General features: G+C 65.5%; 12 protein-coding genes. 7 read left to right on the forward strand and 5 right to left on the reverse strand.

Features of this window, described 5'->3' with window-relative positions; translation table 11 throughout:
* Positions 1–122 precede the first annotated feature (122 nt).
* From ACWIE7_RS11455 to ACWIE7_RS11465, 3 genes are all read left to right on the forward strand, one after another.
* Entirely contained in the window at positions 123–752 is a 630-nt protein-coding gene (locus tag ACWIE7_RS11455) for an isochorismatase family protein (RefSeq protein ID WP_378002081.1), read from the forward strand.
* 31 nt (positions 753–783) lie between these two features.
* Entirely contained in the window at positions 784–1,902 is a 1,119-nt protein-coding gene (locus tag ACWIE7_RS11460) for an LLM class flavin-dependent oxidoreductase (protein ID WP_454058743.1), read from the forward strand.
* Positions 1,903–2,027: 125 nt separating this feature from the next.
* Positions 2,028–2,243, forward strand: coding sequence for a response regulator transcription factor (locus ACWIE7_RS11465; RefSeq protein WP_378002083.1), 216 nt, complete (start codon positions 2,028–2,030; stop codon positions 2,241–2,243).
* Positions 2,244–2,431: 188 nt separating this feature from the next.
* On the opposite strand, the gene fgd is transcribed toward ACWIE7_RS11465, so the two are convergent.
* The 3 genes from fgd to ACWIE7_RS11480 all read right to left on the reverse strand — a co-directional run bounded on the left by fgd (position 2,432) and on the right by ACWIE7_RS11480 (position 5,283).
* Positions 2,432–3,451 carry a glucose-6-phosphate dehydrogenase (coenzyme-F420) gene (gene fgd / locus ACWIE7_RS11470; protein ID WP_378002084.1) on the reverse strand — a complete coding sequence of 340 codons (1,020 nt, stop codon included), beginning with the start codon at positions 3,449–3,451 and terminating at the stop codon, positions 2,432–2,434.
* Positions 3,452–3,485: 34 nt separating this feature from the next.
* Positions 3,486–4,370 carry a TIGR03619 family F420-dependent LLM class oxidoreductase gene (locus tag ACWIE7_RS11475; RefSeq protein ID WP_378002085.1) on the reverse strand — a complete coding sequence of 295 codons (885 nt, stop codon included), beginning with the start codon at positions 4,368–4,370 and terminating at the stop codon, positions 3,486–3,488.
* A gap of 112 nt (positions 4,371–4,482) precedes the next feature.
* Positions 4,483–5,283, reverse strand: coding sequence for an SDR family NAD(P)-dependent oxidoreductase (locus ACWIE7_RS11480; RefSeq protein ID WP_378002086.1), 801 nt, complete (start codon positions 5,281–5,283; stop codon positions 4,483–4,485).
* Between the two features lie 262 nt (positions 5,284–5,545).
* Between ACWIE7_RS11480 and pgi the strand changes: the two genes are divergently transcribed.
* From pgi to ACWIE7_RS11500, 4 genes are all read left to right on the forward strand, one after another.
* Entirely contained in the window at positions 5,546–7,186 is a 1,641-nt protein-coding gene (gene pgi, locus ACWIE7_RS11485) for a glucose-6-phosphate isomerase (RefSeq protein WP_378002087.1), read from the forward strand.
* Positions 7,187–7,231: 45 nt separating this feature from the next.
* Positions 7,232–8,674, forward strand: coding sequence for an NADP-dependent phosphogluconate dehydrogenase (gene gndA / locus ACWIE7_RS11490; RefSeq protein WP_378002088.1), 1,443 nt, complete (start codon positions 7,232–7,234; stop codon positions 8,672–8,674).
* Positions 8,675–8,922: 248 nt separating this feature from the next.
* Positions 8,923–10,038 carry a transaldolase gene (gene tal / locus ACWIE7_RS11495; protein ID WP_378002089.1) on the forward strand — a complete coding sequence of 372 codons (1,116 nt, stop codon included), beginning with the start codon at positions 8,923–8,925 and terminating at the stop codon, positions 10,036–10,038.
* A 353-nt stretch (positions 10,039–10,391) separates the two neighbouring features.
* Positions 10,392–10,922: a CGNR zinc finger domain-containing protein gene (locus ACWIE7_RS11500; RefSeq protein ID WP_378002090.1), complete on the forward strand. Its 531-nt coding sequence runs from the start codon at positions 10,392–10,394 to the stop codon at positions 10,920–10,922.
* Between the two features lie 348 nt (positions 10,923–11,270).
* Here ACWIE7_RS11500 and ACWIE7_RS11505 read toward each other — a convergent pair whose 3' ends face one another.
* Both ACWIE7_RS11505 and ACWIE7_RS11510 read right to left on the reverse strand, forming a co-directional pair.
* Complete coding sequence (locus tag ACWIE7_RS11505; protein WP_378002091.1) at positions 11,271–12,065, reverse strand: SDR family NAD(P)-dependent oxidoreductase; 795 nt, start codon at positions 12,063–12,065, stop codon at positions 11,271–11,273.
* 97 nt (positions 12,066–12,162) lie between these two features.
* On the reverse strand, positions 12,163–13,755 hold the full coding sequence (locus ACWIE7_RS11510; protein ID WP_378002092.1) for an acyl-CoA synthetase: 1,593 nt from the start codon (positions 13,753–13,755) through the stop codon (positions 12,163–12,165).
* Positions 13,756–13,875 lie beyond the last annotated feature (120 nt).

Genomic DNA, 13,875 nt, shown 5'->3' on the forward strand with positions numbered 1-13,875 from the left:
GTTGGCCTCAATCCATCGAAAGCGTTCCTTTGTGCCGCTCACGGTAGTCGACCAGGACCGCGCAGAATAGGTACACAGCTCGACTGAGCACCGACCCCACCCCTTACCCTCGGAGGTTTCCCATGTCCAAGCCGAATCGCGCCCTCATCGTCGTCGACGTCCAGCAGGAATACTTTTCCGGCCCGCTCGAGATCCAGTACCCGCCCCGCGATCAGTCCTTGGCACAGATCACACGCGCTATCGACGTGGCCGACGAGGCCGGCATGCCCATCGTGATCGTCCAGCACGAACTCCCGACTGAAGCGCCGGTCTTCGGCAAGGGCGGCGCGGGCTGGTCGCTCCACAGCGGCATCGAGAACAAGGTGAAGCCCGAGTGGAAGCGGGTCTCCAAGCAGTACGCCAGCGTCCTCGAGGGCACCGGGCTCGCCGACTGGCTGCGTGAGAAGAACATCGACCGGGTGACCCTGGCGGGTTACATGACCAATAACTGCATCATCGGCACCGCGGTCACCGCCGAGCCGCTCGGTATCACCGTCGAGGTGCTCTCCGACGCCACCGGTGCAATCCATATCGCCAACGCCGCCGGTTCGATCCCGGCCAAACAGGTGCACGAGACCCTGATGGCGGTCCTCAACTCCAACTTCGCGCGGGTCGCTACCACCGACTCCTGGGTCGAATCCGTCCCGACCGGCGCCGACCTTCCCGGCAGTGACCTCGGCAGTTCCGCGATGCAGGGCCGCGAAGAGCACTGACCCGGGCGATCCACCACAGACCAGGAGAACAATGACCCCCGCCCCGCAGCCGAACGGCCCGTCCCCGACACGCGCCCGGGCCACGGGCAGCAACCCCGCCCCAGGGACCGCGGGGTTCGCGCTGTCCGTGCTCGACAATGCCCACACCGCCGTCGGACAGTCGGCCAGCGAAGCCTTCGAGGAGGTGATCTCACTGGCCCGACTCGCGGACCGCCGAGGGTTCCGTCGGTTCTGGATGTCGGAACACCACGCGATGCCGGGGGCGTCCACGTCATCTCCGCAATTAATGGTGGCGCGACTGATCTCGGAGACCGAACGGATCCGGCTCGGTGCGGGCGGGGTCATGCTCCCCAACCACGCGCCACTGCTCATCGCCGAGCAGTTCGGCATGCTCAACGCGCTCGCGCCAGGCCGGATCGACCTGGGCGTGGGACGAGCCCCCGGAACAGACCCTGCCACCGCCGCCGCCCTGCGGCGGCATCACGAGGCCAACGACCAGTTCCCCCAACAGGTGCTGGAACTGCTCGGCTTCCTCGGTGACGACTTCCCCGACGGCCACGGCTACCGCGACGTCCACGCCGTCCCGGGCCCGTGGCAGGCCGACCAAAACCGCGTGCCACGCCCCGAGACCTCCCCCGAACTGTGGATCCTGGGATCCTCCCAGTACTCAGCCGTCCTGGCCGGCCAGCTCGGGCGCCCCTACGCCTTCGCCCTGCAGTTCGGCGACGCGGACGTGGACTCGGCGATGAGGCTCTACCGCGAGCACTTCCGCCCCTCCCACGTCCTGTCCGAGCCGTACAGCCTGATCAGCGTCCCAGTGGTCGCGGACAACGATCCCGTGGAAGCACGCCGGCAAGCCGCGACCGGCGCCATGGCGATGCTGCGCATGTTCCAACGCAAGGGCTACAGCCTCCTGCCGCCGGACGAGGTCAAAGCCTACCCGGCCACGCTGCAAGAACGGCAGATCCTCGATACCTACACCGAACTGTTCCGCAACGGGACCGCAGCAGACGTCGCCAGCGCACTCGATCAGCTCCACGCGCGGACCAAAGTCGACGAGGTGATGCTCGTGGTGATGGGGCACTCCCGCCGCTCCCAGTACCAGACGGTCGAACTGCTCGCCAATCACTACGGACTCCCCTCACACTGACTGCGACATGCAGCGACCCAAAGCCTCGACCCGAGTCGGCTTCGATCCTGCGCCGCACGAACTTCTAGGGGCCGTCCGCGCCGCCGCCGGCGAAAGCGCACTCTCCCACCTTTGCAGCGACCCTTATGGGCCGACTGCGGACACCGCAGTCAAGACTCACCGATCGAGAGAGCGACGTACTCAAAACCGTGGCCGCGGGAGAGACCAACCGCCAAGCAGCAGCGGCGCTCCACATGTCCGAGGCGACGGTGAAGACACGCCTCGCACACAGCTTTCAGAAGTTCGGTGCCTCATCCCGAACGGCCGCCGTAGCCAAGGCGAACGGGCTAGGAATGATCTAACGCCCTCGGGCACAACGGCTGGGCCGTTCCAGTATTGCTGTCTTGAAGAAGCTGCCAACCCCTCGGCTCTAACGATTCGCTTAGCAAGTTCGACTGGCCCCTTCATTGCCGACGACCCTAACTGATTCACGTTCCAGCGGACCGCTCCGGAGGTGCTGAGTGGCACTCCTCCGGTAGCTAGAAGGGGCTCATGCCAGGGCCCGCAGACGCGGTTCGAGGTCGGTCTTGAACAGGCCCAGGAACCGCTTCTGATCGTGGCCGGGGGCGTGGAAGACCAGGTGGTTGAGGCCGGCGTCGACGTACTTCTTGACCTGCTCCACGGCGTCGTCGGGGTCGGAGGCCACGATCCAGCGCTTGGCCACCTGCTCGATGGGCAGCTCGTCGGCCAGGCGCGCCATCTCCCGCGGAGAGTCCACGGAGTGCTTCTGCTCCGGGGTCAGGGACAGCGGCGCCCAGAAGCGGCAGTTCTCCAGCGCGGCCTCTGGGTCCGGGTCGTAGCTGATCTTGATCTCGATCATCCGGTCGATGGTCGACGAGTCGCGGTCGCCCAGCTTCGCGCCCTCCTCCACGGCCGGCAGCAGCTTGTCGGTGTACAGCTCCATGCCCTTGCCGGAGGTGCAGATGAACCCGTCGCCCACGCGGCCGGCGTACTTGGCCACCACGGGACCACCCGCTGCCACGTACACCGGCACGCCGTCCTCCGGCACGTCGTAGAGGAAGGCGTCCTTGGTGGAGTAGAAGTCGCCGGAGAAGCTGGTGGTCTCGCCCGTCCAGAGCTCGCGCATGAGGCGCACCGACTCGCGCAGGCGGGCGAAGCGCTCCTTGAACTCCGGCCACTCGCCCTGGTGGCCGGTGGCGATCTCGTTGAGCGCCTCACCGGTGCCCACGCCGAGGAAGACGCGGCCCGGGTAGAGGCACGCCATGGTGGCGAACGCCTGGGCCAGCACGGCGGGGTTGTAGCGGAACGTCGGGGTGAGCACGGAGGTGCCCAGCTGGATGGTGCTGGTCCGCTCCCCCACGGCCGTGAGCCAGGCCAGGGAGAACGGGGCGTGGCCGCCGTCATGGCGCCAGGGCTGGAAATGGTCGGAGACCGTGGCCGAGTCCATCCCCGCCTGCTCCGCCAGCACCGCGAACTCCACGAGGTCGCGAGGGCCGAACTGCTCGGCGGAGGCCTTGTAGCCGAGCTTGAGAGGGGCTTTGTCAGTCATTTTCGGGCTCCTGAGTGGTGGGAGGGAGGGGTGGTCACGCGGTGATGTACTTCTCGCCGAAGCGGGCGAGGGACTCGCGCTTGACCTCCAGCGGGGCGTCGTAACCGTGGCCCTCGATCAGCCACGGGATCACGATGACGTCGGTGACGCCCGCCTCGGCGAGCTCGGCGAACCCGCGGGTGCCGTACTTGTCGATGCAGGCCACCTGGATGGCGAACGGCTGGCCGTCCCCGCGGTCGGCCAGCGAGCGCCCGTCGGCCTCGAGCAGCTCGCCCAGGCGTCCGATGGTGGTGACGATCTCGTCGAACCCCATCATCGCCGAGGTCCACCCCTGGCCGATGCGGACGGCCCGCCGCAGCGCCGGGCCGGTGTGCCCGCCCACATAGAAGGGCACCTGGGCCACGGGGGCCGGGTCGAGCGTCAGGCGGTCGAAGTCGAAGTGCTCGCCGTGGTACTCGAACCAGCCACCGTCGCCGGCCAGGCGGAGGATCTCCAGCATCTCGTCCACCCGCTTCCCGCGACCGGGAAAGGGCACGCCACACCAGGCGAACTCGTTGGGGTCCCACCCGATGCCGACACCCAGGTCCACCCGCCCGCCGGTCAGGTGGGACACCGTGGACAGCTGACGGGCCAGGAGCAGGGGCTGCCGCGGGCCGAACTTGAGCACCTGCGGGCAGAACCGGATGGTCGAGGTGACCGCACCCATGGCCGCGATTGCGGTCAGCGGCTCGACCCACGGGGTGGTCTCGTCCCACATCCGCGACCCGTCGGGCGTGTATGGGTAGTCGGTGTCCTGGCGGTGCGGCAGGAACAGCGAATCGGGAAGTGTGATCCGCGCGAAGCCGGCGTCCTCCGCCGCACGGGCGAGGTCGAGGATCTGGTCGATGGGGCTGAACGCGATGGGGGTGGAGAACTGCACTGGCCTGCCTCGGGGTCTCGGGTCGGGGTTCGGAATCGGGTCTCGGGACGGAGCCCGGTCGGGGGTTCGGGGTTCGCTGAGCCGGGATCGGGATCGGGATACGGAGCGCCTCTCAGCCCCAGCGGGACTGTCCGCCGTCGAGGGGGATGGTGGCGCCGGTCAGGTAGGAGGCCTCCTCGGTGCACATCCACGCCACCGCCCGGCCGATGTCCGCCACGGGGTCTCCCACCCGCCCGGCCGGGATCGCCGCCACGAACTGCTCGGCCTCTTCCGGATTGTGGCGCATCCACCAGTCCAGGCCCGGGCTGTGTGCGTGGGGAGCGACGTTGAGGGCCCGGATGCCCTCCGCGCCCCACTCGTACGCGGCCGCCCGCGTCAGGGACCGGATGGCCTCCTTGACCGCGGCGTAGACGCCGTACCCGCCCGCATCCCACCGCACCCCGGCGGAGGAGACCAGGTTGATCACGACCCCGCCCCCACGCGCCGCCATGTGGGGTCGGGCGCACTTCATCAGGCTCAGTGAGGCCCGCGGTCCGGCCTCAAAGGCCGTGCGGAAAGCCTCGTCCGAGTAGTCTTCCAGCGGCAGCGGCTCAGCCAGGTTGGCGTTGTTGACCAGGATGTCCACCGCCCCCAGCCACTTCACTGCGGTCGAGACAATCGCCTTCGCTGCTTCGTTTTCGGTGATGTCGGCGACAAGGGAATCCGCAGAGCCGCCGAGGGCCCGGATCTCCTCTGCGACCGACTCGAGCTTGCGCATAGTGCGGCCCACCAGCAGCACCGCGGCTCCGGATTCAGCGAGGGCGAGCGCGATACCCCGGCCGACACCCTGACCGGCGCCGGTGACCACGGCCACTTTTCCGGCCAGGCGGGTCGCGGTGGGCACCGGACTGGGAACGGTCGTGTCCGAGTTCATCTCGAGGCCTCTCACGGGTGACGCCACCGGACCGGGCAGCCCGCCACCGTCACTGTAGTCATTTGTGTACAGGAACTGTAGTCACATGTGTACACCACGGTAGGGTCGACTCGACGACCTCCCCTCCCTACCCGGAAGGACAGTCGTTGTACTGCCCCGACACCGTCATCAGCACTACCGGCCAATGGCGGGTCATCGAATCGCTGGCGCCGTCGATCACCGAGGCCTTCCTGTGCGCGCTGGAATGAGAGGACTGCCCACAATGACCACTTCGCCTCCGCACGGCCCCTCGTGGCAATCCCTGGTCCAACATCACAGCTCGGTGCGATCCCTCAGTCTGACCGACCTCTTCGCCTCCGATCCCGCCCGAGGCCGGGACCTCACGGCGACCGCGGCGGGTCTCTACATTGACTTCAGCAAGCACCTGGCAACCAGGGAAACCCTCTCCTTGCTGCTGGATCTTGCCCGCGAGCGCCAAGTCGAGAATCGCCGCGACGCCATGTTCGCCGGCGCCCACATCAACACCACCGAGGACCGGGCCGTCCTGCACACCGCCCTGCGGCTACCCGCAGATCACCGCCTCACCGTCGACGGCCAGAACATCACCGCCGACGTCCACGAGGTACGCGACCGCATGGGCGACCTCGCCGAACGCGTGCGCAGCGGCGAATGGGCCGGGGCAACTGGTCGGCCAATCCGAGACGTGGTCAACATCGGGATCGGCGGCTCAGATCTGGGCCCGGCCATGGCCACCCGGGCTCTGCGTCACTACTGCGACGGCCCGACAGCGCATTTCGTCTCCAACGTCGACCCTGCAGACCTGACCTCGGTACTGGCCAAACTCGACCCGGCCAGCACCCTCGTTGTCGTCGTGTCGAAAACTCTCACCACCCTGGAGACGATGACCAATGCCGCGGCAGCAAGGGCCTGGATCTCTCATGCCCTAGGCGAGGCGGCTGTCCCCTGCCACTTCGTGGCGGTCTCCGCCGATACTGACCGCGCCGCCGAGTTTGGTATCCCCGCCGAGAACGTATTCGGGTTCTGGGACTGGGTGGGCGGGCGTTACTCGGTCGGCTCCGCGGTCGGCCTCAGCCTGATGATCGCGATCGGGGTTGAGCGGTTCGGGGAGTTCCTCGCCGGCATGCGCAGCATTGACGAGCACTTTCTCACCGCACCCGCGAACAAGAACGCGCCCATCATTCTGGGACTGCTCGGCGTCTGGTACTCCAGTTTCTTCGAGGCCGACTCGCGCGTCGTCCTGCCGTACTCACACGACCTCGCGCGGCTGCCTGCCTACCTGCAGCAGCTGTTCATGGAATCTAACGGAAAATCTGTGCACACCGACGGCAGCACGGTCATGGTGGGCACCGGGGAGATCGTCTGGGGCGAACCCGGCACCAACGGGCAACACGCCTTTCACCAACTACTCCACCAGGGCACAAGGCTCGTCCCCGTCGACTTCATCGGCTTCGCGCAACCCACCAATGACCTACCGTCCCTCGACGGCCGAGGCACCATGCACGACGTGCTGCTGGCCAACATGCTTGCCCAGTCCAAAGTGATGGCGTTCGGCCGCACCGCCGAGGACGTAGCGCGCGACGGCACACCCGAGCGCCTGGTCGGCCATAAGACCATGCCCGGCGACCAACCGTCCACAACGATCATCGCCCCTCGCTTGACTCCCTCAACGCTCGGTCAGCTCATCGCCCTCTACGAACACCAGGTCTTCGTCCAAGGCGTGGTCTGGAATATCAACTCGTTCGACCAATGGGGCGTCGAGCTCGGCAAGGCCTCGGCGCTCGAACTCGGTGATGCGATCACGGGGACCACGCCGGCCTCGACCGGCGACACTTCCACCGACGGGCTCGTCACCGCGCTCCGACGCGCCCGCTCGAGCATCTAGAACCACAACGTGGATTCGCATCCGCATCGACACTCCCGAGGACATATGACCGACTCCACTGCCCGCGCTCACATCGGCGTCACCGGACTGGCGGTGATGGGATCCAACATCGCTCGAAATTTTGCACGTCACGGCCACACCGTCGCGGTCCACAACCGCTCCCGCGCCAAGACCGACGCGCTCATCGACGCCCACGGCCACGAAGGCGACTTCATCCCCGCCGGCACGGTCCGCGAGTTTCTCGACTCGCTGCAGACACCGCGCCGCGTCTTGGTCATGGTCCAAGCGGGAGCCGCCACCGACGCCGTGATCAACGAACTCGCCGACCTCATGGACCCCGGCGACATCATCATCGACGGCGGGAACTCGCTATATACCGACACCATCCGCCGAGAAGCCGCGATGCGCGAGCGCGGTCTGCACTTCGTCGGAGCCGGCATCTCCGGCGGCGAAGAGGGCGCGCTCAACGGTCCGTCGATCATGCCGGGCGGGCCCGCGGAGTCATACGAGCACCTCGGTCCGCTGCTGGAGTCGATCTCCGCCCGCGTCGACGGTCAGCCGTGCTGCACCCACGTCGGGCCGGACGGTTCCGGGCATTTCGTCAAGATGGTGCACAACGGCATCGAGTACGCCGACATTCAACTAATCGGCGAGGCGTTCGACCTCATGCGCACGGGGCTGAAAATGCCGATCGCGGAGATCGCCGAGGTTTTCCGGAAGTGGAACACCGGCGACCTCGAGAGCTATCTAGTGGAGATCACCGCCGAGGTGCTGCGCCAGGTCGACGCCCGAACCGGTAAACCTCTGGTCGAGGTGATCGTCGATTCGGCCGGGCAGAAGGGCACCGGCCGCTGGACCGTGAAGTCCGCACTGGATTTGGGGGTTTCCACCACCGGCATCGCCGAGGCGGTCTTCGCTCGAGCGCTATCCAGTGCAACAGGCCAGCGCGAGCGTGCCCGCGGGCTGAACGGCGGCGTCACGGCCGTCGCACCGACGGACAAGGCCGCGTTCATTTCCGCGATCTACGAGGCACTGTACGCCTCGAAGGTCGTGGCCTATGCCCAGGGCTTCGACCAGATAATGGCCGGCAGCGCGGAGCACGGCTGGAAGATCGCCCCCGGTGACCTGGCGACGATCTGGCGAGGTGGCTGCATCATTCGCGCCACGTTCCTCGACCGGATCCAGGAGGCCTACACTGAGGACCCAGACCTGCCCAGCCTGCTCCTGGCCCCCTACTTCCGCGCTGCGGTCGAACACGCCGTCAGCAGCTGGCGACATGTGGTCGCCACCGCGACGCTCATGGGCATACCGGTTCCCGCGTTCTCCTCATCCCTGTCCTACTACGACGCGCTCCGCGCAGAGCGGCTTCCTGCGGCCTTGACGCAAGGACTGCGCGACTTTTTCGGCGCCCATACCTACCGCCGCGTCGATATGGAGGGTGACTTCCACACTTTGTGGGGCGGGGACCGCACCGAGGTCCAGGTGTGACAGACCACTAGGGCCGTATAGCGAGAAGTCGGGCGCCAAAGCCTAACTGCCGATGTCCGGGTTCACTGAGAACCCAGGCCCGAGTGGGCTCGCCCGCCCAGCGGAATGATGCGCCCATACGCCATACGGCGGCTCCACACAACACAGATGTACACAGATGACTGCAGTCAGGCTGCGGGCTCGATATCGGGCCCCGCCCGGACGAGACCTGCGGCGAGCGATCGTCGACGTGATTTGGAGGAATAACGATGATTCAGAACGAGCGGCTTGACGACTTGTCCCGGTCCGGGGTGTCGGTATGGCTTGACGACTTGTCCCGGGATTTGATTTCGTCTGGTCGCCTGGCAGAGCTGGTGGAGACGCGGTCGGTGGTGGGGGTGACGACCAATCCCGCGATCTTCCATGCGGCATTGACGACGGGGGCGGCCTATGACGAACAGATCGGCCACCTCGACGGCGAGGGCCATGGCGTGGACGCCGTGATCCAGACTGTGACCACTGATGATGTTCGTGCCGCATGCGATGTCTTGGCGCCGGTCTATCAGGCCAGTGGGACTATAGACGGCCGGGTGTCGATCGAGGTGGATCCCCGACTGGCCCACGATGTTGATGCCACGGTGGCTCAGGCGATTGAGCTGTGGCGACTCGTGGATCGCCCCAACCTACTGATCAAGATCCCAGCGACCACCGCCGGGTTGACCGCGATCACCGACGTCCTGGCCGAGGGCATCAGTGTGAATGTCACGCTGATTTTCTCAGTGGAGCGCTACATACAAGTTGTGCAGGCCTACCTTGACGGCTTGGACGCGGCATCCCGGGCCGGCCGGGACCTAGCGTCTATCCACTCGGTGGCATCGTTTTTCGTCTCCCGGGTCGATACCGAGGTCGATGCCCGACTCGAGGCCATCGGCACACCGGCGGCGCACTCGTTGAAGGGCCAGGCGGCACTGGCCAACGCCCGGTTGGCCTATACCGCGTTCCAGCAGGCATTCGAGCGCTCCGACCGGTTCCAAGCACTTGCCGCGGCGGGCGCTCGTCCGCAGCGACCCCTGTGGGCATCGACCGGGGTGAAGAACGACCAGTACCCCGACACTCTGTATGTCAGCGAGCTCATCGCCCCCGCAACGGTCAACACCATGCCGGCGGCCACCCTCGAAGCTTTTGCCGACCACGGGACCATTCCATCCCCCCGGGCGAGAACCGGAAAGTTCGAGGAGCCCGCCGCGTTGTTCGAGGCCCTTGGCGAGGTCGGCATAGACCTCCGTGATGTCTTCCACCAGCTCGAGCATGAAGGCATCTGCAAATTCCAGTCGGCTTGGAGCGAGCTACTCACGGCCGTGGCAGCCCGACTGACTCACCACTGACAGGGCGGGCCACCACCGGTGACAACCCGGTGGTGGCTGCTGCCCTTTACAGCGGCTCCCCGGACAAAAGCAGCTAATGGAAGCTGACATTTCTCGTCATTAGTGCCGGTCACCGCGCATTTCGGCCGTTTCTGCCAGACGTCTGGGCGAGGGGTATGCCGCTGCGGCGCACCCGGTACGTGCCGCACGGACAGGATTCGTAGCTGATGAGACCTTCACTGGTTGGGTGCGTCGAGCTGACCTGCCACTGGTGGTCACCGCTGGGGCCGCGATTCATCGTTTCCGAGTGGGTTTGGAGTGTCGACCGCATGTTATTTCCGTGTCTCATACCCCGACCATGATGCAATGGGTTGATGCAGTTCAACCATGACAACATGTTGGGGCCGCTCCTGGCGGCGGAGTTGGTCTCGCTCGTGGGCCGCGGATGGGAAACCGGCGCAGCAGTGGCCGCGCTGCACCGGTTCGAGGTCCGCGACCCGCACCTTTCCGAGGTGCAGTCCCAACAGCTGCGTGAGTGGTCCACCATGTTGCGGGCGCCGTTCGAGGCCGGTGATGTCGAATCGATCTGCGCTTCGCTCAACGGCCTTCTGGAGGCGGCGACCTCGAGAGCGTTCCTGAGTACCCATGACGGCATGAAACCCCACCTGCACTTCACGGCCGACCACGATGACGTGCTCGCGCGGACCAGGGCGATCACCGCCGGCGGTCTGGCGATCTTCGCCGTCGAGTCCGCGGGGGCTCAGCTCGGGGCCTGCATGCGGAGAGGGTGCCCGGAGGTCTTCGTCGATACCAGCCGCAACGGGCGGCGCGCCTACTGCAGCGCCCGATGCGGCAACTATGAAGCCGTCCGCAGACATCGCTGCGCTACTTCGAAGATCAGGTGATGGTCTCGACCGTTGTGGCCCGTTGATCAGCCCGTCGATGGTTATCGGCGCCGGCGTCCAGACTTTCCGGGCCGAGCGAAGCTGTACACATTCCGGAGGATTTGGGTCCACGCCGGTAACCAGGGCTTATGTAACGTAAGTAGTCACTCGTCCTACCCGCCGATCTATGGGTCCGCCGCGAATCGAGATGCCTCATCAGTGTCCGCATAGCGGCGTCTCGAGACGTCGATCGCTGACTGCGCTCGCGTGCGCGGCGCAGGGATCACAACTAGGGCATCGGGCCTAACTGGAACGTTGCGAATCGAAGGTGCGGTCAGTATTGTGGCATGGCCAGATGTGACGTGGTGTTCACCCCCAGCGAGATTGACCGCCGTCGAGCGGGATTGTGACACCGGTCAGATAAGACGCTTCGTCTGAGCACAACCAGGCCACCGCGTCACCAATGTCCGATCGAGGGTCGCCTGGTCGTCTAGCTGGGATGGCCGAGAGAAGTTCTTCGGCCTCCTTCGGGTTGTGGCGCATCCACCAGTCCAAGCCGGGGTTACGAGCGTGCGCTGCCACATTGAGTGCCCGTATGCCCTCTGCTCCCCATTCCCAGGCCGCCGCTCGGGTCAACGCTCTGATGGCTTCATGCACTGCCGCGTATACGCCATAGCCGGCGGCGTCCCATCGAGCTCCGGCCGAGGAGACAAGATTGATCACCACTCCCCCACCTCGTGCAGCCATGATTGGGTAGGTCAACTTCATCAAGCTCAGCGAGGTTCGGGGTCCCGCTTCGAAGGCCAGGCGAAAGTCGGCGTCCGAATAGTCCTCAAGTGGCATCGGCCCGGCGGGAGTGGCGTTGTTTACCAGAATGTCCACGCCTCCCAGCCACTGAACAGCCGTCGCGAAGACCACCTCTGGTGCCGAACTTTCTGTGATGTCGACCGCCAGGGAGTCCGCGCTGCCCCCAACCGCGCGGATCACCTCCGCTACCCGCTCGAGCTTGTACAGCTTCCGACCGACGAGCAGCACCGCGGCCCCAGAGGCGGCGAGAGCCAAGGCGATACCTTCACCCACCCCCTGGCCACCATCAGTGACTACAGCTACCTTCCCGCTCAGTCGGCCGCCCACGATGTCGGCAGAAAGGCCAGTATCGTTCATCTTGACCTTCCGTCGACAACGTGACGGCCCGTCTAGCTGCATTCGTCACACTCCGGTTGTGCACTAACGTACTGCAGCGGCCCAGCAAGCGGCAGCCTCAGGAGGTGGTCGCGACCTGGCGTGCCCACCTGTAGTCCGCCTTGCCTGCGGGCGAGCGCACCACGTGGGAAACGAGGGTGATGGAGCGCGGAATCTTGTACCCGGCGATCAACGCCCGGCAATGCTCCACCAGGTGATCCTCGTCGAAGTCGCGGGCACCATCCCGTAGTTGGATCACAGCGGCGACCTGCTCCCCGTATCGCTCGTGAGGAATGCCGGTGACAACGGCATCCATGACGGTCGGGTAGCTCTTGAGTGCCGCTTCAACCTCTTCGGGGAACACCTTCTCTCCGCCGGTGTTGATGCAGCCTGAACCTCGACCGAGCAAAACAATCGCGCCGTCTGACTCAATTCGTCCCATGTCACCCAAGACCGACATGCGGACACCGTCGACGATGGGAAAAGTCTTGGCGGTCTTGATCGGATCGTTGAAGTACCCCAGAGGGACGTGGCCGCTACGCGCGATGAACCCAAGCTCGTCGGACCCCGGCGGGATCGGCTGCAGCTCAGCGTTGACCAACGTCATGTTCGGGTTGCCGCGCACCCGGGTTATGCCGTTCTCATCTGTTTCGAGTGTGCCGTCGACGCCGGACTCGGAGGCGCCGAACCCGTCGCGAAGGTACAGATTGGGCAATTGCTCAAGGAGCTGAGCTTTGGAGCTACGAGACCACAGCGCCCCCCCAGAACTGACCATAACCAGTGCACTGAGGTCGAACGATCCTCCGTGGCGCTCGATCTCGTCGGCTAGCGGCCGCGCCATCGCGTCGCCAACGATGATGAGGCAGGACACATGCTCGTCTTGGACGAGGCGGAGGGCCTCGTGCGGATCGAAAGCTGGCATCAACACCTGCTTCCAGCCTGCGAAGAAACCACTGAAGAGCGAGTAGACGGCCGCCCCGTGCATCAACGGAGCGGGCAGCAACGTGACCATAGGCTGGGTATTTGATGCAGCGGAGGCGGCGAGCTCGCCGCTATCGGTGAAGGGCGGGCCGTTGTGATTTCCACCGGCAAGTGCTGCCATAAAGAAGTCCTCCTGGCGCCAGACGACACCCTTGGGCATACCTGTCGTGCCCCCGGTATAGATGATGAACCGGTCATCGGCACTGCGGGAGGCGAAGTCTCGTGTGGTGGATTGCGCGGCCAGCGCGAGTTCGAAGTCGAAGAGCTTGGCTGCTCCACTGCCCTGCGCGTCGATCGATCCCAGGCAGAACAGTGTCGTGATGCTGGGACACGATGTCAGCGCGGCCTGGATGACGGGCAAGTACTCGCTATCTGCGATCACGGTCGTCAGCTGCGCGTCGGTGTACAGGTAGATGAGTTCAGCTTCGGTGTAGCGGTAGTTGATGTTGACCGGAACTGCCCGGATTTTCAGGCAGGCCAGTATCGACTCCACGAACTGGACGCTGTTGCGCATGTGGATGCCGACATGCTCCCCGGCTTCCACACCCGAGGCCTCAAGTGCGTGGGCGAGCTGATTGGCACGGTGTTCGAGCTGCAGATAGGTTCGTCGCTCGTCACCGCAGACGATGCAACTGCGCTCGGAAACAGCGTCGACGACGGCTTCGAAGAGGTCGGCGAGATTGAGTGTCATACGAGTTGTCCTTGATCTGTATCGGGCAGCGACAGATAGCTCGATGGAGCGGTTGTACGTACACCTGTAGATCGCGAATGGTCAGGTGAGTCGAAGCAGCGGCGGGATGAGGATGAGCAC

It is taken from the genome of Dietzia sp. NPDC055343 (assembly GCF_053645265.1).

Bases quoted from the DNA above. Each gene is read 5' to 3' on its own strand.
- ACWIE7_RS11455 (WP_378002081.1), top strand. From the start codon at position 123: ATGTCCAAGCCGAATCGCGCCCTCATCGTCGTCGACGTCCAGCAGGAA.
- ACWIE7_RS11460 (WP_454058743.1), top strand. From the start codon at position 784: ATGACCCCCGCCCCGCAGCCGAACGGCCCGTCCCCGACACGCGCCCGG.
- ACWIE7_RS11465 (WP_378002083.1), top strand. From the start codon at position 2,028: ATGGGCCGACTGCGGACACCGCAGTCAAGACTCACCGATCGAGAGAGC.
- fgd (WP_378002084.1), bottom strand. From the start codon at position 3,451: ATGACTGACAAAGCCCCTCTCAAGCTCGGCTACAAGGCCTCCGCCGAG.
- ACWIE7_RS11480 (WP_378002086.1), bottom strand. From the start codon at position 5,283: ATGAACTCGGACACGACCGTTCCCAGTCCGGTGCCCACCGCGACCCGC.
- pgi (WP_378002087.1), top strand. From the start codon at position 5,546: ATGACCACTTCGCCTCCGCACGGCCCCTCGTGGCAATCCCTGGTCCAA.
- gndA (WP_378002088.1), top strand. From the start codon at position 7,232: ATGACCGACTCCACTGCCCGCGCTCACATCGGCGTCACCGGACTGGCG.
- tal (WP_378002089.1), top strand. From the start codon at position 8,923: ATGATTCAGAACGAGCGGCTTGACGACTTGTCCCGGTCCGGGGTGTCG.
- ACWIE7_RS11500 (WP_378002090.1), top strand. From the start codon at position 10,392: ATGCAGTTCAACCATGACAACATGTTGGGGCCGCTCCTGGCGGCGGAG.
- ACWIE7_RS11505 (WP_378002091.1), bottom strand. From the start codon at position 12,065: ATGAACGATACTGGCCTTTCTGCCGACATCGTGGGCGGCCGACTGAGC.
- ACWIE7_RS11510 (WP_378002092.1), bottom strand. From the start codon at position 13,755: ATGACACTCAATCTCGCCGACCTCTTCGAAGCCGTCGTCGACGCTGTT.